This window comes from Paenibacillus sp. FSL P4-0127 (genome assembly GCF_038007325.1).
GTDB lineage: Bacteria > Bacillota > Bacilli > Paenibacillales > Paenibacillaceae > Fontibacillus > Fontibacillus macerans.
On record NZ_JBBOWY010000001.1, the window covers coordinates 2999919 to 3022705 of the forward strand.

22 protein-coding genes are annotated in these 22787 nt (G+C 51.2%); 19 read left to right on the top strand and 3 right to left on the bottom strand.

Going from position 1 to position 22787, the window contains the following annotated elements; genetic code table 11:
• Nucleotides 1–100 precede the first annotated feature (100 nt).
• The 12 genes from NYE74_RS13395 to NYE74_RS13450 all read left to right on the top strand — a co-directional run bounded on the left by NYE74_RS13395 (nt 101) and on the right by NYE74_RS13450 (nt 9209).
• Nucleotides 101–628, top strand: coding sequence for a YqeG family HAD IIIA-type phosphatase (locus tag NYE74_RS13395; protein WP_341004855.1), 528 nt, complete (start codon nt 101–103; stop codon nt 626–628).
• On the top strand, nt 625–1752 hold the full coding sequence (gene yqeH, locus NYE74_RS13400; protein ID WP_340928478.1) for a ribosome biogenesis GTPase YqeH: 1128 nt from the start codon (nt 625–627) through the stop codon (nt 1750–1752). The genes NYE74_RS13395 and yqeH overlap by 4 nt, the downstream gene beginning before the upstream one ends.
• A gap of 25 nt (nt 1753–1777) precedes the next feature.
• On the top strand, nt 1778–2668 hold the full coding sequence (aroE, locus tag NYE74_RS13405; protein ID WP_340928477.1) for a shikimate dehydrogenase: 891 nt from the start codon (nt 1778–1780) through the stop codon (nt 2666–2668).
• A 7-nt stretch (nt 2669–2675) separates the two neighbouring features.
• A complete protein-coding gene (gene yhbY / locus NYE74_RS13410) occupies nt 2676–2966 on the top strand; it encodes a ribosome assembly RNA-binding protein YhbY (RefSeq protein ID WP_278739633.1) in 291 nt (96 codons plus the stop codon).
• A gap of 22 nt (nt 2967–2988) precedes the next feature.
• A complete protein-coding gene (locus tag NYE74_RS13415) occupies nt 2989–3582 on the top strand; it encodes a nicotinate-nucleotide adenylyltransferase (RefSeq protein WP_340928474.1) in 594 nt (197 codons plus the stop codon).
• A complete protein-coding gene (gene yqeK, locus NYE74_RS13420) occupies nt 3566–4153 on the top strand; it encodes a bis(5'-nucleosyl)-tetraphosphatase (symmetrical) YqeK (protein ID WP_340928472.1) in 588 nt (195 codons plus the stop codon). The genes NYE74_RS13415 and yqeK overlap by 17 nt, the downstream gene beginning before the upstream one ends.
• On the top strand, nt 4154–4501 hold the full coding sequence (rsfS, locus tag NYE74_RS13425) for a ribosome silencing factor (protein ID WP_036621073.1): 348 nt from the start codon (nt 4154–4156) through the stop codon (nt 4499–4501). It abuts the gene before it with no gap.
• Nucleotides 4498–5403, top strand: coding sequence for a CvfB family protein (locus tag NYE74_RS13430; RefSeq protein WP_341004856.1), 906 nt, complete (start codon nt 4498–4500; stop codon nt 5401–5403). The genes rsfS and NYE74_RS13430 overlap by 4 nt, the downstream gene beginning before the upstream one ends.
• A gap of 28 nt (nt 5404–5431) precedes the next feature.
• A complete protein-coding gene (locus NYE74_RS13435; protein WP_270619335.1) occupies nt 5432–6205 on the top strand; it encodes a class I SAM-dependent DNA methyltransferase in 774 nt (257 codons plus the stop codon).
• Between the two features lie 803 nt (nt 6206–7008).
• A complete protein-coding gene (locus NYE74_RS13440) occupies nt 7009–7257 on the top strand; it encodes a hypothetical protein (protein ID WP_316561736.1) in 249 nt (82 codons plus the stop codon).
• A gap of 30 nt (nt 7258–7287) precedes the next feature.
• A complete protein-coding gene (locus NYE74_RS13445; RefSeq protein WP_155621372.1) occupies nt 7288–8181 on the top strand; it encodes an ABC transporter permease subunit in 894 nt (297 codons plus the stop codon).
• A 377-nt stretch (nt 8182–8558) separates the two neighbouring features.
• A complete protein-coding gene (locus NYE74_RS13450; protein ID WP_036621087.1) occupies nt 8559–9209 on the top strand; it encodes an SGNH/GDSL hydrolase family protein in 651 nt (216 codons plus the stop codon).
• A gap of 150 nt (nt 9210–9359) precedes the next feature.
• On the opposite strand, the gene NYE74_RS13455 is transcribed toward NYE74_RS13450, so the two are convergent.
• The 3 genes from NYE74_RS13455 to NYE74_RS13465 form a co-directional block, all read right to left on the bottom strand.
• Nucleotides 9360–11192, bottom strand: coding sequence for an ABC transporter substrate-binding protein (locus NYE74_RS13455; RefSeq protein ID WP_316561735.1), 1833 nt, complete (start codon nt 11190–11192; stop codon nt 9360–9362).
• Nucleotides 11193–11234: 42 nt separating this feature from the next.
• Complete coding sequence (locus tag NYE74_RS13460; RefSeq protein ID WP_341004857.1) at nt 11235–12410, bottom strand: ABC transporter permease; 1176 nt, start codon at nt 12408–12410, stop codon at nt 11235–11237.
• Between the two features lie 202 nt (nt 12411–12612).
• Entirely contained in the window at nt 12613–14067 is a 1455-nt protein-coding gene (locus NYE74_RS13465) for an ABC transporter permease (RefSeq protein WP_155621369.1), read from the bottom strand.
• Nucleotides 14068–14186: 119 nt separating this feature from the next.
• Here NYE74_RS13465 and NYE74_RS13470 point away from each other — a divergent pair, with 119 nt between their 5' ends.
• The 7 genes from NYE74_RS13470 to NYE74_RS13500 all read left to right on the top strand — a co-directional run bounded on the left by NYE74_RS13470 (nt 14187) and on the right by NYE74_RS13500 (nt 22751).
• Nucleotides 14187–15923 carry an ABC transporter ATP-binding protein gene (locus tag NYE74_RS13470; RefSeq protein ID WP_341004858.1) on the top strand — a complete coding sequence of 579 codons (1737 nt, stop codon included), beginning with the start codon at nt 14187–14189 and terminating at the stop codon, nt 15921–15923.
• An 849-nt stretch (nt 15924–16772) separates the two neighbouring features.
• Nucleotides 16773–17276 carry an Rpn family recombination-promoting nuclease/putative transposase gene (locus NYE74_RS13475; RefSeq protein WP_155621367.1) on the top strand — a complete coding sequence of 168 codons (504 nt, stop codon included), beginning with the start codon at nt 16773–16775 and terminating at the stop codon, nt 17274–17276.
• Nucleotides 17273–17647: a hypothetical protein gene (locus tag NYE74_RS13480; RefSeq protein ID WP_155621366.1), complete on the top strand. Its 375-nt coding sequence runs from the start codon at nt 17273–17275 to the stop codon at nt 17645–17647. Before NYE74_RS13475 ends, NYE74_RS13480 begins: the two co-directional genes overlap by 4 nt.
• A gap of 235 nt (nt 17648–17882) precedes the next feature.
• Nucleotides 17883–19586, top strand: a complete 1704-nt coding sequence (locus tag NYE74_RS13485; RefSeq protein WP_316560717.1) for a ribonuclease J — start codon at nt 17883–17885, stop codon at nt 19584–19586.
• A 379-nt stretch (nt 19587–19965) separates the two neighbouring features.
• Nucleotides 19966–21021 (top strand): S8 family serine peptidase, encoded by a 1056-nt coding sequence (locus tag NYE74_RS13490; protein WP_051985349.1) that lies wholly within the window; start codon nt 19966–19968, stop codon nt 21019–21021.
• 19 nt (nt 21022–21040) lie between these two features.
• Entirely contained in the window at nt 21041–21844 is an 804-nt protein-coding gene (locus tag NYE74_RS13495) for a zinc dependent phospholipase C family protein (RefSeq protein WP_036621091.1), read from the top strand.
• 172 nt (nt 21845–22016) lie between these two features.
• A complete protein-coding gene (locus NYE74_RS13500; protein WP_036621093.1) occupies nt 22017–22751 on the top strand; it encodes a LytR/AlgR family response regulator transcription factor in 735 nt (244 codons plus the stop codon).
• Nucleotides 22752–22787 lie beyond the last annotated feature (36 nt).

Genomic DNA, 22787 nt, shown 5'->3' on the forward strand with positions numbered 1-22787 from the left:
GCGTTTTCTTTTTAAATTACGAGTTACAATCCCTTAAAATATAGGCAGTTGGCGGCAGATTATGGTATAGTTTGTCGTATGGAAACTGAGGTGAACATCATTGTTTGAGATATTTATTCCGAAAAAACGTGTCGACACCGTGTTCGAAATCGAACTGGAGGAGCTGTACGCGGGCGGCTACCGGGGCATTATCACCGATTTGGACAACACCCTGGTCGGGGCCAAGGCGCCGCTCGCTACGCCCGAACTGATCGAATGGTTCGGGAAAGTGAAGCAATGCGGATTTAAACTGGTCATTGTGTCGAACAATAATTGGGACAGAGTGTCGGCGTTTGCCAACCCTTTAAATATCGAGTTTGTGCATGCGGCCAAAAAACCGTCCGCCGCGGCGTTCCGCCGGGCGATGGAGATGATGGGACTGGCTCCGCGGGAAACGGTGGTGGTCGGCGACCAGTTGATGACCGACGTGTTCGGCGGCAACCGCCTGGATTTGTACACGATCCTGGTTCTGCCGATTTCCGTTCAGGATGAAGGGCTGGGAACGCGCATCAACCGGCTGCTGGAGCGCATCGTCAAACGGCGGCTGGGCAAAGTTGGATTATGGCTGGAGGAGGAAAAAAAGCGATGACGGAGGTACGGGGAACAGCAGGCGGACTTCGCTGCAGCGGGTGCGGCATCGCGCTGCAAAGCGAGGCGCAGGATAAGCCGGGATATGTCCCGAGCGGGGCGCTCGCCAAAGAGCCGGTGATCTGCCAGCGCTGTTTTCGCATTAAAAATTACAACGAATCGTCTTCGGTGACGGTGGAGCAGGATGAATTCCTGCGGCTGCTGGCGCAAATCGGCGGCAAAAAGGCGCTTGTCATCCATATCGTCGACCTGTTTGACTTCCAGGGCAGCGTCATCTCCGGGCTGCAGCGGTTTATCGGCAACAACCCGGTGCTGCTCGCCGTGAACAAGATCGACCTGCTGCCGAAGGTGACGAACTGGAACAAGGTGCGGAACTGGGTGCAAAAGGAAGCAAAGGATATGGGGCTGAAGGTGGAGGACGTCGTGCTGTGCAGCGCCAAACAAAGCAGCGGCTTTGACCGCCTGCTGGAGGCGGTGGCGGCCCACCGCGGCGATCTCGACGTATACGTGGTCGGGGCGACCAATGTCGGCAAATCGTCGCTCATCAACCGGCTGATCCGCGATTACAGCGATTTGGAGCAGGAGCTCACCGTTTCGCGTTATCCGGGCACGACGCTCGATATGGTCCATATTCCGCTCGATGACGGGCGCGAGATCATCGATACGCCGGGCATCGTGTATCCTTCGCGGTACAGCGAGATGGTGGCCCCCGGCGATCTGGGCGTCATTTTGCCGGAGAAGCCGCTGAAGCCGGCGGTTTATCAGTTGAATGAAGGGCAGACGTTATTTTTCGGCGGCTTCGGGCGTTTTGATTTCGTACAAGGGGGTCGGCAATCGTTCACCTGTTTTGTCAGCGGGCGCGTGCCGATTCACCGGACGAAGCTGGCGCGGGCCGACGAGCTGTTCGCGGACCATGCGGGCGAGATACTGGCGCCGCCAAGCCGGGAAAACATAGACAAGCTTCCGGAATGGACGCGGCACGAGTTCCGGATCAACAAGGGAAGCAGAAGCGATCTGTTCATTTCCGGCCTGGGCTGGATTAAAATCAACAGCGACGCCGGGGCCGTCGTGGCCGCCCAAGTTCCGAAAGGAATCAAGGTGCTGGTGCGCCGCTCCTTAATTTGATCTTGAGGGGGCCGAGGGGGAAGTTATGAACGGTCAGGAACAAATGGAGAAGAACAAGCTGCCGCTGCTGCTTGGCGTGATCGGCGATCCGATCGGGCATTCGAAATCGCCGGCCATGCACGAAGCGGCGCTGAAGGCTTGCGGCCTCGCCGGGGCCTACTTGCCTTTTCACGTGAAGGGCGAGCGGTTGAAGGAGGCCGTGCAAGGGGTCGCGGCGCTTGGCTTTCGCGGCATCAATGTCACCGTCCCGCATAAATTGGATGTAATGAAATATTTGGACCGGATCGATGAAGGGGCGCGTTATATCGGCGCCGTCAACACGGTGGTCAACGATGGCGGCACGCTGACGGGGTACAATACCGACGGCATCGGCTACATCCGTTCTCTGAAAGAAGAGGCGGTGCCTGATCTGACGGGCAAAACCGCAGTCGTACTGGGCGCGGGCGGCGCGGCGCGCGGCATCATTTACGCGCTGCTCCTGGAACGTCCCGCCCACGTCATAGTGGCCAACCGGACGGCGGACAAAGCAAGCGAACTGGCTGCGGAATGGGCCCATCTCGGCCGCATAAGCGGCTGCGGCTTGGAGGAAGCGACGGAATATCTGCAAGCGGCGGATATTGTGATCAATACGACATCGGCAGGGATGTACCCGCATGTGCAGGAAACCCCGATCGATCCCGATCTCCTTCCGGGGGGAATTGTCGTCAGCGATCTGATTTACAATCCGCTGAAAACGGAGCTGCTGCAAAGAGCCGAGATGAAAGGCTGCACGATCCACAGCGGATTCGGAATGTTTATTTACCAGGGCGCGTACGCGTTTGAACATTGGACCGGCCTGCCCGCTCCGATCGAAGCGATGCGCGCGGCGGTTATGGCCAGTATGGGCATCGCACATTTGAATGTTAAGGGGTCTTGAATATACAATGCTAACAGGAAAACAAAAACGTTATTTGCGCAGTCTGGCGCATGGGCTGCAGCCGATTTTTCAAGTAGGCAAAGGCGGGACGAACGAGCATATGATCCGCCAGATCGCGGAAGCGCTGGAGCGTCGCGAGCTGATCAAAATCTCCGTGCTGAACAACAATTTGGACGATCCGCGGGAGATTGCCGAAACCTTGGCGGAAGGGGCCGGCGCAGAGCTGGTGCAGCTTATCGGCCGCACGATCGTCCTGTACAAGGAATCGCGCGAATACAAACAAATCGAGCTTCCTTAGGACGGCCCGGGGGGAAACCAACATGAAAAAAGTCGGGATTATGGGCGGGGCGTTCGATCCGATCCACCTCGGCCATTTGCTTGCGGCGGAATCCGCCAGAGAACAGCATCATCTTGAAGAGGTTTGGTTTATGCCTTCGCATATTCCGCCCCATAAACACCGGGCCGGAGTCAGCGGCAAGCAGCGGCTGGAAATGGTCGAGGCGGCCATTCAGGGCCATCCCGCCTTTAAGCCGCTCGACATTGAGCTGAAGCGGGGCGGCGTCTCCTATACGGTGGATACGATCCGGGAAATCCGGGGACAACATCCCGATCTGGACTTGTATTTTATTATCGGCGCGGATATGGTGAATTACCTGCCCAAATGGGAAGGGATCGAGGATTTGGCCGGAATGCTTACGTTCATTGGGCTGCAGCGGCCGGGCAGTTTTCTGGAACTGGATGCGCTGCCTCCGTTTATTCAGGAGGCGGTGCGGCTGGCGGAAATGCCGCTGATCGACATCTCTTCCAGCCTGATCCGCAGCCGTTTGGCGCAGGGGCGTTCGGTCAGGTATATGGTGCCGGATTCCGTGCATGATTATATGACAAGGAGCGGATTGTATGGGATACAGTCGTGATGAGCTGATTGCGGCGGTTTCGTCGGGGATGCCGGCGAAACGCTGGAAGCATGTCGAGGGCGTGATGGAAACCGCCGTCATCCTCGCGGGGCGTTACGGGGCCGACCCGGTCAAAGCGGATCTGGCGGCCTTGCTGCATGATTTGGCCAAGTTTTGGCCGATCGACCGGCAGGAAGCGATCATCCGCGAGAACGCCCTGAACGCCGAGCTGCTGGAACATGACAAGCAATTGCTGCACGCCGAGGTCGGCGCGTTTATCGCCCGCAGGGATTACGGCGTGGAGGACCGGGAGGTGCTTGACGCGATCCGCTACCACACCTCCGGCCGGGTCGGCATGACCCTGCTGGACAAAATCGTCTGCCTGGCCGATTACATGGAGCCGGGGCGGGAGTTTCCCGGGGTGGAGAAGATTCGCGATCTGGCCGAGACGAATTTGGAAGACGCGCTGATCGCGGGCTTCGATTCGACCATTTCTTTTTTGCTGGAGAAGGGTAAACCGATTTTTCCGCTGACGCTGCTGGCGCGCAACGATTTGATCAAACAAAGAGCAAAAACCAAGGAGGCTGAATGAATGGCGGTAACATCAAATGAATTGTTAAACCTGGCGGTTCAGGCCGCTGACGATAAAAAAGCGATGAACATCGTGGCCCTCGATTTGAAAGGCATTTCCCTGATTGCCGATTATTTCGTCATTTGCCACGGCAACTCGGATACGCAGGTACAGGCAATCGCCACCGAGGTGCGCAAACGGGCCCAGGAGGCCGGAGCGCAAATCCGCGGCATCGAAGGCATGGATTCCGCCCGTTGGGTGCTGATGGATCTGGGGGATGTCGTCGTGCACGTGTTCCATCGCGATGAGCGCGAATATTACAACATCGAACGGCTTTGGTCGGACGCCAAAGTTGTGGAGACGGTATGAGTCTCGTCGCGGGCACTATCGTTTCTTTGCCGATCGACCGGGAGGTTTCGCCTTACGGATATTTTCTCAGCGCGGGCGGGCAGGACGTTCTGCTGCATTATTCCGAGCTGACCCGGCAGGTGAAGCCGGGCGAAACGGTGGACGTGTTTTTGTTTTACGATACGGAGGACCGGCTGGCGGCGACGATGAAAAAACCGCTGCTTACGCTCGGTGAGCTCGCTTTGCTGGAGGTGGCGGACGTGCATCCCCGGCTGGGCTGCTTTCTGGAAATGGGACTCGGGCGGCAGCTGCTGCTTCCGATCCGCGAGCTGCCGGAGCTAAAGGAACTGCATCCGCAGGTGGGCGACCATGTTTACGTGATCATGGAGCATGACAAGCAGGGGCGGCTGAAGGCTAAGCTCGCCGGCGAGCAGGAGTTGGCTCCGCATACGTTTCATGCCCCGCAGTCGTGGAAAAACACTTGGGTGGACGCGATTGTATACAAGCCGCTGCAAATGGGCACGTTCGTGATCGTGCAGGGCGGCGTGCTCGGCTTCGGCGCGATCGGCATGATCCACGCCACAGAGCGAAGCCGCCTATTGCGGCTGGGCGAAAGCGTCAGCGTGCGGGTCGCCCATGTCCGCGAGGACGGGCGCGTCAACCTGTCGATGGCCCCGCGCAAGGAAGTCGGCATGGGCGAGGACGCCGAACGCATCTTGGCGTATTTGCGCAGCCGGCAAGGCGGGGGAATGCCGTATTCGGACGCGACGTCGCCGGACTTAATCAAACAGCGCTTCGGCATCAGCAAAGCGGCGTTTAAGCGCGCGCTCGGCAAGCTGATGAAAGAGGGCAAGGTCGTGCAGAAGGAGAACTGGACCTATTTGACGCAGCCCGAGGCCGGGGAAGGAAATGCCGGGGAATAGGCTAAATCACAGAAAGCGCGGTGACGAAATGGCTTCGTATCGAAAATTTGCCTACGTATATGACGAACTGATGGAGGATATGCCGTATCCGGACTGGATTCGCTTTGCCCGCACCGCCTGGGAACGGCACGGAATGCCGAAGTCGGTCGTCGATCTCGGCTGCGGCACGGGCAGCATCACGATTCCGCTCGTGAATTCCGGCTTCGAGGTGACGGGCATCGATTTATCCGTCGATATGCTGGCGGTGGCCCGGCGCAAAATGGAAGGCACGCCCCAGGGCGTTCGCCTGTTCCGGGAAGGCAGTGTGCGCTGGGTGCAGCAGGACATGACGGAATGGGCCATGCCGGAACCGGTGGATTCGGTGATTTCCTTTTGCGACTGCCTGAACTATTTGCTGGAAGAGGACGATATCGTCCGCACCTTCCGCCGTACATATGAAGGGCTAAAACCCGGCGGGACATTCCTGTTCGACGTGCATCACCCGAATACCTTGATCCGGTATGAGGAGGAGCAGCCGTTTATTTGGGACGAATCGCGGGTGGCGTATATTTGGACGTGCGAGCGCGACCCGTTCCGGAATGAGATCGAACATCATTTGACGATTTTCGCCCGCGAAGAGGAAAACGGGCCGGGCTTGTACCGCCGTTTTGAAGAGACGCATACACAGCGCGCCTACGATCCAGCATGGATGAAAAGCGAGCTGCTGAAATGCGGCTTCCGCGAAGTGAACTGCTACGCCGACTTCGAGTGGGTTGAAGCGATGGATGACGCCGCCCGGCTGTTTTATGTGGCCGTGAAATAAGGCAGCTGCGACGGTAGAATAAGGGCCGGCGATAAGGCTAACAGTATAAAACGACATATGGTTCACTTCATACGGCGAACCGCAAGCCGGGGGAGGCCGCTTTTGGGCGGCCTATTTTTGGCTAAAAACCGAGATCAGTGCTTGACAAAATAAATTATGATAGCGTTCGTGTCCTGGTATCCCTCATGCTTCTTTGCACGATTATCCCTCTTGTTCAGGGGTAGAGGGGGGCTAATCAGGGCCCTTTCATTTTTCCCGGTGTCTTGCCCCTCCTTCCTCCCGTCAGGTCTGCTTCACGTCTCCTAAACTTCCTTCTCACAAATCTGTCTAACGATCTCGAACATGTCTGCTTCTCCCAAACTTATTTTCCTCTCCTGAATTTATCTTCCTCTCTGCTGCCGGATCAAACGGGATAATCGTGCAAAGCGTCCGGACAGCGAATATTGATCTGCCGATATTTTTCGCCTCTCCTCAGCGAGTTTTTAACTTTTATCGGTGTACTGAAACTTGGGCGTGGGTTACTATCCGGAAGAGGGAGGCTAACGGTAGTATCAAATTGATGGTTTCCGACTTCCATTTTTCAGATGACCGCCGTATTTTACAGTTACTCTTCTAATATTTGTTAGAATCGAACAGGGTAATAGGCAGGCAAATTCATATGAAATTTCTGTTTGAAACTTCACAAAAAAGACACATACTATTTCATTTTTTTGTTCACCTAAAACAGTTATACATGATGGAGAGGGGGGACGAGGTTGGACGAGAGTGAACGGATTAGGCGTATCCAGCAGGGGGAAACCCACATGAAGATGGATATCAGAATCATTCTGCTCTATTTGCTTGTGCCCTTCAATTTAACCTGTCTTGGTTGCTTATGGCTTTTGAATAGGGTTCGCACCCCGAGCTGCGGGTATTACTGTTTGATTTATTGCGGTCTTGTGGCACTAGTACAAACGATACTGGCACTTAATCCCTCCCTCGGAATGTTTGAAACATCGGCAATCGGAGTATGGCTGGCATTGCTGCTGCTTACGGTCACAGCTTATGCTTAATATGAAGTTAAAAATAATCAGATTTATTCCTTGATTAGTTTTGCTTTTAATCCTTCGGGTGAGTACGGTTATGATATTATCGACAGATTGAAGCCAAGTGACGCAAAGGCGTTTTATCAGAAGCGGATGGAAAAGGTTAATCAGTATTTAAATGATGACTATTCCTATGGCAATTATTCAGCGGAGGAGAAAGCCTTTTTTATAGAGATGAATAATAGTATTCCTGTTCCCTTTCAAATGGAATATGTTACCGGTTGGGAAAATGTGTTTGAAAATCTGTCGAACCTATTCTTAATCATTGCTTTTGTGATCGCAATCTGTCTCGCTCCCGTCTTTGCGGGTGAATACCAGAGCGGGGCTGTCTCGATCATTCTATCCTCACGTTATGGCCGCAGTAAGGTGATTACCGCCAAATTAAAAGCAAGTTTACTGGTATCCTTGGGACTGCTTGTTTTAGCGGTGGCGGCCTATACGCTCTTGCTATTGGGGATCTATGGATTTGATGGCGGGAGCGCAAGTATACAGATGATAGAGCTCTTGGCGCCTGTGCCCTATACGGTTTTTCAATCGTATTTATGGACGGTTCTTATGGGCAGTCTGGCCTGCCTGCTCGTGGGTGCGGTAACGCTGTGGTTGTCCAGCCGGATGAGAGGCTCCTTTCCCGTTATCATTGTTATCGGAATTTTTCTAATCGGTCCATTGTTCATTCCGGCCAGCAAAAGCAGCCGTCTGTTTAATCATTTAATGGATTTGTTTCCGGGAAATATGATGGACGGTTTTAAAAAAGTAACCGATTATGAAGTGTACCATATTTTTGGTCAAATGATTTTGGAGTATAAAGTCATGACAGGGTTTGCAGTAATCGTTATAGCGTTGCTGGTGCTTCTTTCTTATCGGGCATTCCAAAAGCATCAGGTGGTTTGACGGCGAGTTATGGTGCCGCTATTATGCAAAACATCAAAAAGATCATCCTCCACGTGTTAGTTATCGCTTAGGCTCAGAAATCACTCCTTGAGGTATCTGTGCAATTTTTTGGGAGTGGGATTGGATTTCCCTCTGAAAAAGCCGTATTATGAGGGAGAAGTGGACAGTGCCGAGTACAACGGAGAGCAGATTGAGTTATCACATTGAGTACAATCGCCAGAAACTACTTTGAAAGCACGCCGATATACGTTTGTCTACGATTTTACGGATGAAGACACCCCGGATGGAAAAGGGTGTATACTATTGGGGCGGCTTGACGGCAAATTTTGCGCTTGTTTCGTATCGAACAGGAGAACAAAAAGGGAGAGAGATTTAAGATGAAAAAAGGGTTGGTTGTTTTGTTTCAAGGGGATTCCATCACCGACGGCAATCGGGACCGCGGAACCGACCTCAACCATATTTTGGGGCACGGCTACGCCTACATCATCGCCGCCAAGCTGGGGAATGAGTACGCCCATCTTCGGCCATCCTTCATCAACCGGGGGATTAGCGGAAACCGGGTATCCGACTTATACGCGAGATGGAACGAGGATGCGATCAGCCTGAAGCCGGACGTCATCAGCTTGCTGATTGGGGTCAATGACGCCTGGTTCACCGTGAACGATCAGCCGGGCGGGTTTACGGACCGGTTTGAACGCGCTTACCGCCATCTGTTGCAGGAGACGAAAGAGGTTTTGCCGGACGCCAAGCTTGTTCTCTGCGAGCCTTTCATCTTGAAAACGAGCGCAACGGCGGAGAAGTGGGAGTTGTGGTGGGAGATCGTTTCCCGCTACCAGCAAACCGTGCTCCGTTTGGCGGAAGAGTTCGGCGCCGTGCATGTTCCGCTTCAGGCGGCATTTGAGGAAGCCGCCCAAAAGGCAGATGCGGAATACTGGCTATGGGACGGCATGCACCCGACCGCAGCCGGCCACGATCTGCTGGCGAAGCAATGGCTTGCGGCCGCGGAAAGCGGCAGGGTGTGGGAGTAGGCATTTATTAGTATCATATAGGGTTCTATTAGCGGAGGAGTATCCGTTTATGGAACCTTTTCTTGTGCTCTGATCTTATTCCGTGTGAAACAGCCCCTGTGCTTCCCGGGGAGCGCAGAGGCTGTTTTTGCGTGTAGCTGCAGAGCTCTATTACTTGGATGCTTTATATTTCTCCAAATACTCCTTGACCTTTGCCGCATCGGCGACGAGCTCGTTGCCGGTTTTGACCAGCGGGCTGACGGTGGAGACGGCTTTGAGCTTGTTGTTGTTGTAGAAGGCGAGAATTTCGTCCTGGTTGATGGAATACAGCACCGCTTTGCGCAGGTCCTCGCTTTTGGCTACGTCCCGGCCCTTCGTATTAAAGAGCAGATAGCTTACGGCGTTGCTTTCGATCGTTTGCAGCTTCAGCTTGCCGTCGCCTTTCACGATATCGTATTTCGTTTCCGGTACACCGTAATAGAGGTGGATTTCGCTGTTGCGCAGCGCGGAAAGCGCACTGTCCGTATCGGCGATGAAGCGCACTTTCACCGTAGAAATTTTAGGCTCGTCTTTGGAGCCTTTGCGGTAACCGGGATTTTTGTAAAAGATCGCTTCGTAATCATTTTTGGATGACAAAATATAAGGGCCGCTGGCATACAAAGTGTTGTTGTATTGGCTGCCTTCCGTGACCGTGTTTTGGTCGCCGTACGGAATGTCCTTGTTGACATCGAAGGTGGCCACGTCATACGTATTAATGCTTTCCACCTGTTTCTTCGACACGATGCCGGCGGATTGATGGGCCAGATAATTCAGTACCTGCGGGAAAGGCTCGGTTGTGGTCAATTTGACCACCTGGTATTTGCCCGCTTTGTTGTCGGCTTGGGTTTTATCGGCGACGAGCTCTTTAATTTTCTTATCCACCCCCGCTTCCAAAGCCTCCTTGACGGTTCCGCCGCCGCCGGCTTGCTTGATTCCCTCCAGGGAGGCGATGTTCGTGACGATTTCCACGCTTTTAATATGCTCATGCAGGCTGTACGTCCGATGATCCGGCACCGAGTTTTTGTCCTTGGCCCGGTTCAGGGAGAAAACGACGTCGCCGGCGCCCACGCGTTCGCCCGTATCTACGGCTTGTTTATTTTCAATCTTGGCGAAATGGATATCGTCCCGGAGCAGGAAGTAGTATTCCGAGTTGCCTTCGGCGATGCTGTGGTTGTAGGACAACGAGCCGTCCGAGGTGATTTTGTCGTCATCCGTAAGATTGATTAAGCGGACGTACATATTGGTATTGAGCTGATTGATCGAGCCATCGTTGCCTTTGATCGGATCGAGCGAAGTCAGCACCGAAGCCGATTGGGTAAGCAGCAGCGGCTCTTTGTCCCGCTTGGACGTGTCGTTGAAGTCGATGCTTTCCCAGGCCAAAGCGCGGGATTTGGACAATCTGACGGTATCGGGATTCAGGATGTCTTTGTTGACCGCTTGGCTTTTCAACGAGATGTAAAGCGGTGCGATATAGGCTTTGTCGAACACGAGGCGCTGCTCCAGTTGCTTGTACGTTTCCTTGTATTGCTCCGGCGTTTCCGTCGCGGCCTGATCGATCAGCTTATCGATTTCCGGATCGGCCAAAATGCTGTAATCTCCGCCCGTCTTGAACAGCGATCTGACCGCGTAATCGGGATTGCCCGTCACCGTCGTCCAGCTGGAATGAGCGATATCAAAATTCCCCGCGTCCTCCTGGGCCTTAAAGCTGCCGTAGTCCGGCTGAATGTTCAGCTTAACGTTGAATCCGTTTTTGGTAAGCTGGTCGCGGATGATGTTCAGATCCGATTCATTGATGCTCATCCCCAGAAGTTCGATATCGACGGGCGTCTGGTCCGTTACTTTCTCCGTTTCGGTTTCCGTCTTCGGCTCGGTGTTCGTGGCCACGTCCGATTTGGTTTTGACCGTGCAGCCGCCGGCGATAAGGACAAAAGCAAGCGGCAGGATAAACCATGCGTGTTTTTTCATAATGACTCCTCCCATAAATAAAAAATGTTTCAGCAGTTAAGGTTAGCCAAGCTTTGGATCCAGGGCGTCCCTGAGGCCGTCGCCGAGAAAGTTAAAAGACAACACGAGCAGGATGATCGCCAGTCCGGGAAATACGGCCAGGTAAGAATGGGTTTCCAAGTAGGCGCTGCCCAGCTTTAAAATATTGCCCCATTCCGGAATATGCGGCTCCACCCCGAGACCGAGAAAGCTGAGGCTGCTCGTGGAAATGACCGCGCTGCCGATCATTAAGGTGGATTTGACGATCATCGGCGCGAGCGATCCCGGCACGATATGCCTGAAAATGATAGCGGCGTTCGAAGTCCCCAAGGCCCGGGCGGCATCGACAAATTCAAAGGTGGACACCAGCAGTACGTTGGCCCGCATCGTTCTGGCGTAAGTGGGGATCGCGCCCACACTCAGCGCCAGGATCAAATTCACCGTATTGGCGCCGAACGCGGCGATAATCGCAATCGCCAGCAGAATTCCGGGGATGGCGTAAAGAATATCCAGCGCCCGCATGATGATATTGTCGGTGTGCCGTCCGTAATATCCCGATATCGCCCCCAGCGCGCCGCCGATCAAAACCGGAATCGCGGTGGAGAGGAAGCCGACCGCCAGGGAAATCCGGGCGCCGAACACAATGCGCGAGAACAAGCATCTGCCGAAGTTATCCGTCCCAAGCGGGTAGGCAAGGCTTGGCGGCTGAAGAATCGCCTCGTAATTGTTTTCCGTGGCCATCGCGTAATCAAACGTAAAGTAGCTGCAAACGGACAGCGAAAACAAAAAAATGATAAAAAACAGGCCAAGCATGGAGGCGGCGCTTGCGGTCAGCTTCTCCCACACGTCCTCCCATCTGGAGGCCGAAGGAATGTCGCGGTTAAGGATTTTAACCAGCAGATTCACGCCCAGCAGCAAAGCGAACAGGTTGCCGGTAACGGAGGTCAAAATCAGCAGACACGCTACCCAAGCCAGCCATGGAGCCGGCTTTCGGCCGCCGGCATACTTGGCGACAAGCAGCAGGGCGGCGAGGTGAAACAGGGCGATGAGCAGCAAACCGGACATTGCCGGCAGAAACGTGTCCGAGACATAGGGCTTGAACAGATTTAACGCCGACAGCGCCATCACGAACAAACCGGTCAGCAAAGCGTATACCGCCAGCGTGTACTCGGGGCTGCGCCGTTGTTTGTTTTTGTTCATATCTTAATTGCACCCGCTTTTAGAGGTAGTTCAAAAAGTCATCTTTTGATCACGAAGCAGGTCAAGAAGCGGATTCGGCATCGAATCTTGAATTCAGCCGGGCCTTCCGTTGCTCACGTACCCAAAACGTACGCTCCGCTACTCAGTCCCTAGCTTCATCCAACCTTCTCGGTGCTGAAAAGTCGACTTTTTGAACGATTTATCAATAGTGTTTCATCTTCGTCCGGATACGAGGATCGAAGAAAGCGTAAAAAATATCGACGACCATGTTCACCAGGGATATGGCAATCGCGGTATAGACGACCCCGCCGATGATGCTGGGGATGTCGGGGATAAATTGCTTGTCCACGACGTAGCTCCCGATCCCGCTGATGTTGAACACCTTTTCCGTGACGGCCGAACCGCCCAGCATCCCGCCAAATTGCAGGCCGATGACGGTAATGATCGGAATCATCGCGTTGCGCACCGCATGTTTCAGCAATACCTGGCGTTTGCTGAGCCCCTTGGCCTTGGCGGTAAGAATATAGTCTTCATGGATGACCTCCAAGGTGGACGACCTGGTCATTCTGGCCACGGCCGCCGTCAGCCCGGTCCCCAAAACGACGGTCGGCATGATGAAGGACAGCGCATTCTGCGGATTAAAGGTGGCGGGCAGCCAATGCAGCTTGATCGAAAAGTTCAGGATGAAGATGAGCCCCTGCCAAAAGTTTGGTATCGACAAGCCGATCAACGCGATGAACATAAACGTATAATCCCACAGCGAATTTCGTTTGACGGCGGATATGATCCCTACCGGAATGGCAATCAGGATCGCCAGCAGCAGCGAAATAACGGTTAATACCAGCGTAATCGGGAACTTGCGGGCGATGGTGGCCGTGACTTGTTCATTGCCCGAAAACGATTTGCCCAGATCGAACGAGGCGATGCCTTTGATCGTGTTCCACAATTGGACGAAATAGGACTGGTCGAGCCCGTATATTTTGTTGAATTGGGCGATTTGCTCTTCCGTCGCGGTTTCGCCGAGAATGTTGGCGGCGGGATTCATCGGCGAGAGATACAGGATTGTAAATACGAGGATGGACACGCCCATGATCACGAACAGGCTCATCACCAATCGCTCAAACACGTACTTCAGGTAAGGATGGGTATAAAGGAAGATCAAAGCATACATCGGCAATCCGGGAAGGAACGTCAGCGCCAAAAACAGCGGCTGTTGAACCAGGGCTTGAAAAGTGCCGGCGAAGCTGGTTTTTTGCAGCCCGTCTTGCGCCAGCTTTCGTTCGGCTTCATCTACGGCCGCCTCATGGAAGCGGACTTCGGCTTCTTTTTCCGTTTGGCGCTTTTGTTTCCCGTCCGCAACCGGTTGTCCGAAAAATAACTGCTTGCGCCGCAATTCCTCGGCAATTTCCGCTTTCAGCTTCTCTTTATAGCCGGATTCCAGAAGCTCCTTCCTGGCAGCGGCCAGCAGTGAGCCGTAAGCGTCTTTCCTTTTGCGAAATATGTATATCAACAGAACAACGAGATGGACCGGGGCCCCTAATAACCAGTTGAAGTAACGATAAGCGGGATTTATGACCATTTTGCCGTAAGTGATGCTGACCGTTTTTCTGATGGACAGGGTCTCCAGTTGCTCTCTTGACGCCGGTGCGGCTTGCATGGTTACACCTCCTTACATTTAAATTGAATTATTCCGATTGATATAGTATATATTAGGTAAGCTTGTATTTGATGTCAATGATTGATTTTCATGAGTTAAACTGGAAGGTGTTGCGAAAAATGGAACCCATACTGCGGGTCAACAATCTCTCGGTTACTTTTAGGACGCGCGATCAGGAGGTGCAAGCCGTACGCGGGGTCAGCTTTGAGGTGGGAAAAGGAGAGACGCTGGGCATTGTCGGCGAATCCGGCAGCGGGAAAAGCGTCACCGCCCGTTCCATCATGCGGCTGCTGGCTTCCCCTCCTTCATACGTACAAGAAGGGGATGTTATTTTTCTGGGGAATAATCTGGCCGATTACTCGGAAAAAGAGATGGAAAGCATTCGCGGCCGCGACATGGGCATGATCTTTCAGGACCCGATGACCTCGTTGAATCCGACGCTCAAAATCGGCGAGCAAATTTCCGAAAGCCTGATCAAGCACCGGAAATTGTCCCGCAAGGAAGCGAAGGAAGAAGCGATCGAATTGCTGAAGCTGGCAGGCATACGTCATAGCGAGCTGCGGTATGAACAGTATCCCCATGAGTTCTCCGGCGGGATGCGCCAGCGCGTGATGATCGCCATCGCCCTCGCCTGCCGTCCCGCGCTGCTTATCGCCGATGAGCCTACGACGGCGCTGGATGTCGCTATTCAGGCGCAAATTTTAAGTTTGATGAAAACGATGCAGGAGCGGTTCGGGACCTCGATTATTATGATCACGCATGATTTGGGCGTTGTGGCCGGGATGTGCGATCGGGTCGTGGTGATGAAGGACGGCGAGATTGTGGAAAGCGGAACGGTGGAAGAAATTTTCGCCCAGCCGCGCCATCCGTATACCCTGAAGCTGCTGAACGCGCTGCCGCGCCTTGACGAGAAGAAGAAGCCGAAGCCGGCCCCGCTCGTATCCGCGGGGGCGGGCAGCGCTCGGCCTTTGCTTGAGGTTAAATCTTTGAAGCAATATTTTGACTTGGGCAAAGGGACGATTTTAAAAGCGGTTGACGACATTAGCTTTCAGATCCAGGAAGGGGAAACGCTTGGCGTGGTCGGGGAATCGGGGAGCGGCAAGTCGACGACCGGACGGGCCATCCTGCGCTTGCATCAGCCGACGGGCGGGAATGTGTACTACCAGGGAATTCCGGTTAACCGGTTGTCTCCCGCCGAAATGAAAATAATGCGCCGTTATATGCAAATGATTTTTCAGGACCCTTATGCCTCGCTCAGTCCCCGGCTGAAAGTAGAAGATATTATCGGGGAGGCCCTCGATGTTCACCGGCTGGCGGGCAGCCGGGCCGAACGGAGGAAAAGGGTGGAGGAACTGCTGGATATGGTTGGGCTTGATCCCGCTTTTGCCCGGCGTTATCCTCATGAGTTCTCCGGGGGGCAGCGGCAAAGAATCGGGATTGCCCGCGCCTTGGCGGTGGAACCCAAGTTTATCGTTTGCGATGAGCCGCTTTCCGCGCTTGACGTGTCTATTCAAGCCCAGGTGGTCAAGCTGTTGGAGGAGCTACAGCAGCGGTTGGGCCTGACTTATTTATTTATCGCTCACGATCTTTCGATGGTCAAGCATATCAGCGACCGCGTGGCGGTGATGTATATGGGCAAAATCGTGGAGCTGGCCGAAAGCGAGGAGCTGTATGCCAATCCGCAGCACGAATATACGAAATCGCTTTTGGCCGCCATTCCGGTGCCGGACCCGAAGCTCGAAGCCCGCAAAAAGCGGGAGCTTGCCGATGACCCTGCGGAAACGGTTAAATACGATGTCGAGCATTCCAAGCTCGTTGAGGTGTCCGAGGGGCATTGGGTGGCGTTGTCCGGCTAAAGGAACTAACTAACAAATGAGCCTGCGCAATCGCAGGCTCGTATGATATAATTCAGCTTGTACAACTGAACTTGGGTTGGGAAAGTATTGCCTCCAGATCGGAGGTGATGCGTATGAAATTTCGTTTTCGGAAGTGCTCATGCTTGGAATGTTTATCCTCGCATTGCTCACCTATCTGAACAAACGAAAATAACCCGCCCAGGTTAGCGCCAGGAGAACGGGTCATTTTCAGCTTGAACTGGAGGTTTCCCACCCAAGTGTTTGTACCGGGGAGGCTGTGGCTTAGCCTCCTTGTTTCTAGTGTTATCTTAGCATATCGAATCTTATACCTCAATTGCACTTCACAAATTTGTTCAAACCCTAATGAGCTTTAACTTATTAATCGCCAATGCTATTCCATTGATAACCAAGAATATAGCCAAAATAATGAATAGCTTCATGTCCGTTGCAAAATGGGCATATAACTTTCGTTCCGCAACCTCGGCTGTGGAGGGACAGATCGTCGACTTGAAAGGGAGCGCCGCTCCCTGAAGAGCCTGGGCAACCGGGCACACCGGGCAAACCGAACAAGCCGGGAGATTCGGATAATTCAAGCAAGCCGAGCACATCGGGGCAAACAACGCCTCCGGCAACGACGCCGGGATCTGAAACGGCAACACTGGCCGAGCCGGGCAAAGTAAAGGTGAAGGTTCAGGTGGAACGAGGCGAAGCCAGCGGCACGGTGGCGGGGGGCTGCCATGAAGGATGCTTTGAAGCAGCCTTCGGGCGGGAGGGACACGATTGAGGCCGCAAGCACAGAGCCGGTTCAGTCCGTTTCCATTACCATTACTGGGAAAGGAAGGATTACACATGAGTGCTTTTATCGAACTGTTCTTTCCTGAACTCGACAAGCTGCTCGATCATCGCCATACTCGCTTTTTGATGCAGGAGCTGCTTGTGGATATCGTTGGCGGGGAAAAGCGGACGCTGGATCTGCTGCTGGAAACGAGATATTTGGAGCTGGATGCCTACATATTGATACACATTGAGCCGCAATCCTACCAGGAGAACGACTTCCACGAGCGAATGTTCATCTATTTCAGCCGTTTGTTTGAGCGGCATCGGAAGGAATATAAACTCATTATTCCCATTGCCGTCTTTACGGCGGACGAGGCTAAGGAGGAGAAAAATACGCTGGAGATGAGCACGCCGCAGCAGCCGATTTTGCGGTTTGAATTTATGAAGGTGGTGCTGCGGAAGCAACCCTGGCGGCAATTTATCGATTCCGGCAATCCGGTGGCTGCTGCGCTGCTGGCAAAAATGGGCTATACTAAGGGGAAGAGCGAGAAATACGCCTGGCGTATTTACGGATGATTTTACAGCTGCAAGGAAAGCTGGATGATGCGCGAATGGCCCTGATCATGTCGATGGCGGATCTGTATTTCAATACCGATCCCGAGCAGGACAAGCGGTTGCTGGAAGAGTTGAAGGAACAATACCCGGAGGAAGGTGAATCCATTATGAAGCTGATGCCCGCGTGGAGTCGTTTGGGATACGAGGAAGGTTTGAAAGAAGGTATGGAGGAGGGTATAGAGAAAGGGATAGAACAAGGTATAGCCGTGGGCATGGAAAAGGCGGCGCTTAATATGCTTCGCGAGGGAATGGATATGTCGCTGGTGGTTAAGGTTACGGGGCTGTCTGAAGAGCAGGTAGTGAAGTTGGAGAAAACAAGCCATCTAAAATGAACTAAACGGAAATAGACCGTTCCGCTCAAGGTAACGGTCTATTTCTGTTTGCAATCAAGGGTTCTGATGACCGAAAGGCAAGCTGCTGGTGTATTAATTCCATTGACAATGGAACAACTCCAAACCGTCTTTACCGCCACAAGAAAAATTTAAATAGTTATTATGCCCATTATTCAGTATAATTTTGTATGAATGCTTACGAAGAATGAACCCTTCAGAGAGGATTAACGATCTAATGAATGTAGCAGCAAATAAACCAGCAAAAACAAACCGGCGTTCCAAATCGTCTCCGCCGCCCGTCCGCATCTTTTCGCTTGGCGGCATCGGCGAAATCGGCAAAAACATGTACGGCATCGAATATAGGGATGAAATCGTCCTGATTGACGCCGGCCTTAAATTTCCGGATTCCCGGCTTTCGGGCATCGACTGCATTATTCCGGATATTCGTTATTTGATTGATAACAAACATAAAATGAAAGGGCTTTTTTTGACGCATGGTCATGAAGACCATATCGGGGCCATTCCCTTTGTGCTTCGCCAGCTGCAGATTCCGATTTACGGCGGGCCGCTGACGATTGGCCTAGTCAAGGCGAAATTGGAAGAGTACCGGCTGCAGGGCGAGGCGGAGTTGCATGTTTTTCATGAGGATGATCGCTTTAAGTTTAACCATTTGGCCGTGCATTTTTTCCGGACGACGCACAGTATTCCCGATGCGTTTGGCATCGTGGTCGATACGCCTTACGGCTCCGTCGTGCACACGGGGGATTTTAAGTTCGACTTTACGCCGGAGGACCGTCCGGCCGATCTGTTTAAAATGGCCAGCGTCGGCGGGGAAGGCGTGCTGGCGCTGCTGGCCGACAGCACCAACAGCGAGAAGGAAGGGTTCACTCCTTCCGAACGCCGCGTCGGCGACGCGATTCTGGATTCGTTCCGCGGCTGCAAAGGGCGGATTTTGTTCGCCACGTTTGCGTCCAACGTCCATCGGCTTCAGCAGGTCGTGGAGGCGGCGGCGCTGTGCAACCGGAAGATTGTCGTCATCGGCCGCAGCATGGAGAAAGTATTTGCCATCGGACAGGAGCTGGGGTATATTCGCGTACCGGAAGGCATGCTGGTTGATGTGAAGCATATCGACCGGTTTGAGGACCGGCAGATTTTGATCGTTTGCACGGGCAGCCAAGGCGAACCCAATGCTGCCTTAAGCCGGATCGCCTCGGGCGCTCATCGCCATGTGCAGGTTTATCCCGGGGACACGGTGATTTATTCTTCATCCCCAATTCCGGGTAATGCGCCGAACATCAACCGGAGCATCGACGCGCTGCTGCGGGCCGGGGCGCATGTCATTTACGGCTCGATTTTCGATATCCATACGTCCGGTCATGGCAACCGGGAAGATTTAAAGCTGATGCTTAGCTTTATCCGGCCGAAATATTTCATTCCGATTCACGGCGAATACCGCATGCTGCTGAACCATCGCAATTTGGCGCTGCAGACGGGCATTCCCGAGGACCGCGTGTTTATCCTGAACATCGGCGACACGCTGTCGGTGTTCCGCAACCGGGCCAAACGGGGCAAAACGATCCCGTCCGGCGAAGTGTTCATCAGCAACGGAGAGATGCGCACCTTCGAAGATGAGCTGCTGGTCGAGCGGATGGAATTGGCTCAGGAAGGTATCGTGATCGTGGTCATGACGGTGGACCGGAACACAAGGCAGATTTTGGCGGGACCCGACATCGTGACGCGCGGTTTCGTCTATATGCAGGATGCCAGACCGCTGTTGCGGCGGGCTGAGGCACAGCTGAAGCGGAGCCTGAACCGGATGCGCGACAAGGAATATGACCGCAAAGCCTGGCTGCGTGCGACTCAGCAGGTGATGCGGAGGTATTTTATGAAAGAGGTTGGCCGAACGCCGCATATTATGCCTTCCATTTTGGAGGTGTAAAGCCAGGTTGACAAGGAGCTTCCCGAATCAGGGAGGTTCTTTTTTTAAATCGCCCCCTGATTCATAGTTTCATATAATGTGTAAAAATATGGGGCGGGATTACGCGTCCATTCGGCGGATCAAGGGCTTGGGAGAACGGGGTAGGGGGGAATTTTCCCTTAGAAACATAACTGGTTATAGAATATGTTAAAGCCGATCCATCCGGGGTTAAAAGCCCTGGCATGGTTCGGCTTTTTTTATTGGATTTTTAAGCTGGAAGTGGAACTGCGGTGTTATTTGTATCACGTAAGTATGTTTTTATGACATATAAAAAATATTTTGGACGAAAGTGGTAATTTAGTTATAGGTTATCTATATTTAATACGTCAGGTGTGAATCCATGTACGATATGAAACAGGTAGTAGTCATTGATACGGGAATTGATATGAAGAATTGTAATTTAAGCAAGCATGTCATAGGAGGAACCGAGTTTCGTTGTCTAAATGATCAAATCCTCGAAGATCATCTCTATCAAGACGATAATGGTCATGGTACGATGTGCGCGGATACGATCTTGCAAGTTTACGATGAAGCTCTGTTTTATGTGATTAAAATAGCGAATTCGGAAGGGAAAACCAGTACTTCTCTTTTACGGAAAGCATTATTTAAATGTCTTTCACTAAATATTAAGTATATTTGTATAAGTTTGGCAGTAACCGCTGCGGCGTACCAGCAGGAACTGTTTGATATCACGAAACGGTTAGTGGACCAAAATAAACTCATTTTTGTGTCTATCAAAAATAATAGTCAAAGCAGTTATCCCGCTAATTTGCCTACTGTAATCGGTGTAGCGGGACAACCCTTCCTCTCCAACGAATTATTTTCTTTCTCTGCCAGAAAAGAAATTCAAGCGATATTTGATGATTCTCCTTTATTTGTATATACGCTTGCCAACAGGTTTGCTTTTTTTAAAGGGACTTCCAAAGCAAACGCACTCTGTGTCGGAATGAGCTTAAAGTTAATACACAGCGTAAAAGGTAACTGCGAACGGATGACATTTTCAGAATTCAATCGATGGTTTGAAGATTATTCTTTACGACATCAAGAAGATCGTCCCCACGTTCCAATTATATCAAATGGGGATACCCATTATAATTTGCTAGAAGTATTTGGGGGAAAAATAAAAAAGGCCATAAGCAAAACAACTAATCATCATATTGACTTGGATTCAATTCATGACGGCCCCTTTATTTCCCGGTTAACCGGAATCAACTTTAATAATTTTTATGATTTTTGGCTTCACTTGGAAAATGAGTTGAATTTTAGTTTAACGGACCATCACAGAATCAATATACAAAATGTTTGCAGCCTCCCTGCATTATTGAATTTTCTACAGGAGGTGGTGGACTGCCGGAATGTCTGCAAAATAGCAAATCACACTAAAGTGCAAAATTAAAGAAAAGGAGAGATTACAGATGAAAATGTTTCAAAAGATGGCCAAGCTACTCTTTCTTATTGCGGCGGTAACTGTCTTTTTCGTAAGTAACAGTACCGTAGGTAACGCTGAAGAAGCAACTGAGCCCTCGAATGGATTGCCGGAATTCGCCAATGAGGTTGTTCACCCTAATTTCTCCAGCGGCGGGGCGGACCATACGCATCAATATATTGTTGCTCAGGCCATTGCGATTTTAAACCATGATCTAGGTCCTACAGTGATTAGCACTTACAGGTCCACCTTGTTATACTATACGGATTGGCCGGATAAATATGAAAACGACTTGGGTACCTTTGCTAGACATTTCTATGATCCGGATACAGGAAAAAACTGGTTAGGGCAAACTTCACCTACGGCAAAAACCAGGGCAGAACAATATTATCAGAATGCCCTTGAAGCCTATCGTATGGGAGATGTCGAAGAGGCCTTTATCCATTTAGGAAAAGGAACGCATTATGTATCTGACATCAACGTACCTCATCATGCTGCAAATCTGACCGCACTAAATAGTAATCATACTCAATTTGAGAAATATATTGATAAAAGCAGACTGAATTATACAATACCCGGTAACACGCTTCCTGAAGCTGTATATAAAGAAGCTCTAAATACCTCAGTCTCCGATTCCTTTCAAGATACAGCCGTATATTCCAAATCACTGGCTAAACTGGCGCAACAATCCGAACATTATGATGAAATAGGACAAAAGGTAGTTCCTCATGCTATTGTGGATAATGTTCAATATATTTACAAGTTCTGTAAAGAGGTTGGTATTCTGAAGTAAGAACTGTCGATGAAACTAATTAGTTAAAATAAAAGCAGCTCTCCGTAATGGAGAACTGCTTTTATTTTATCAAAAAACCTTAATATGACAAAAATTATATTATTTATAATGATTTTGATATAAAATGTAGAAAAGTGCTATTTAGTGAAAAAACTTTTGAGGTGTGATTTAGGTGCTGCATATCGCTTTATGTGATGATATGAAGGTAGAACTAAGCCACATTGAAAATCTGGTTTTACAGTATCCATTTTCCCAGGTTGAAGTTGATGCCTTTGGAAGCGGACAGAAGTTGCTTCAATATGTAATAAAAAATAAGATGGAATACAACATTTATCTTCTAGATATTGATATGCCAGAAATGGATGGAATCAGCTTGGCCCAGAAAATAAGAGAATTTGATAGAAAGGCGGTCATCATATTTATAACGGGTTACAATGAATACATGAAGGATGTTTTCAAAGTTCAAACATTCGATTATCTGCTGAAGCCGGTCAGCAAAGACGCCTTTTTTGAAGTTCTGCAGAGAGCAGATAGTTATTTGAATAGTAATCATAGTTATTTTGAATTCAATTACGAACGAAATAAATTGATTTTCAATACGGATGAAATCCTCTATTTTGAAAAAAGCGGGAGAACCGCGTACATTCATACAACAACTGGAGTATTAAAATGTAATCAGACCATTACCCAGATCCTTTCTCAACTCGATCCGCTGACGTTTATTCAAATTCATGCATCATACATTATAAACCTAAGATATGTTTATGGAATCAAATATGAAAGCGTTTTGATAAATTATGATATTAACATGAAGCATCCGGAAACGCTTAAAAAATTACCGATCAGTAGAAAATACAAAAAAGATTTTAAAGAAAAAATGATAAAATACATGAGGAAAGCTTTTTAAAAAAGTTGTTTAAATCCAAAAAAAGTATTCTTGTAA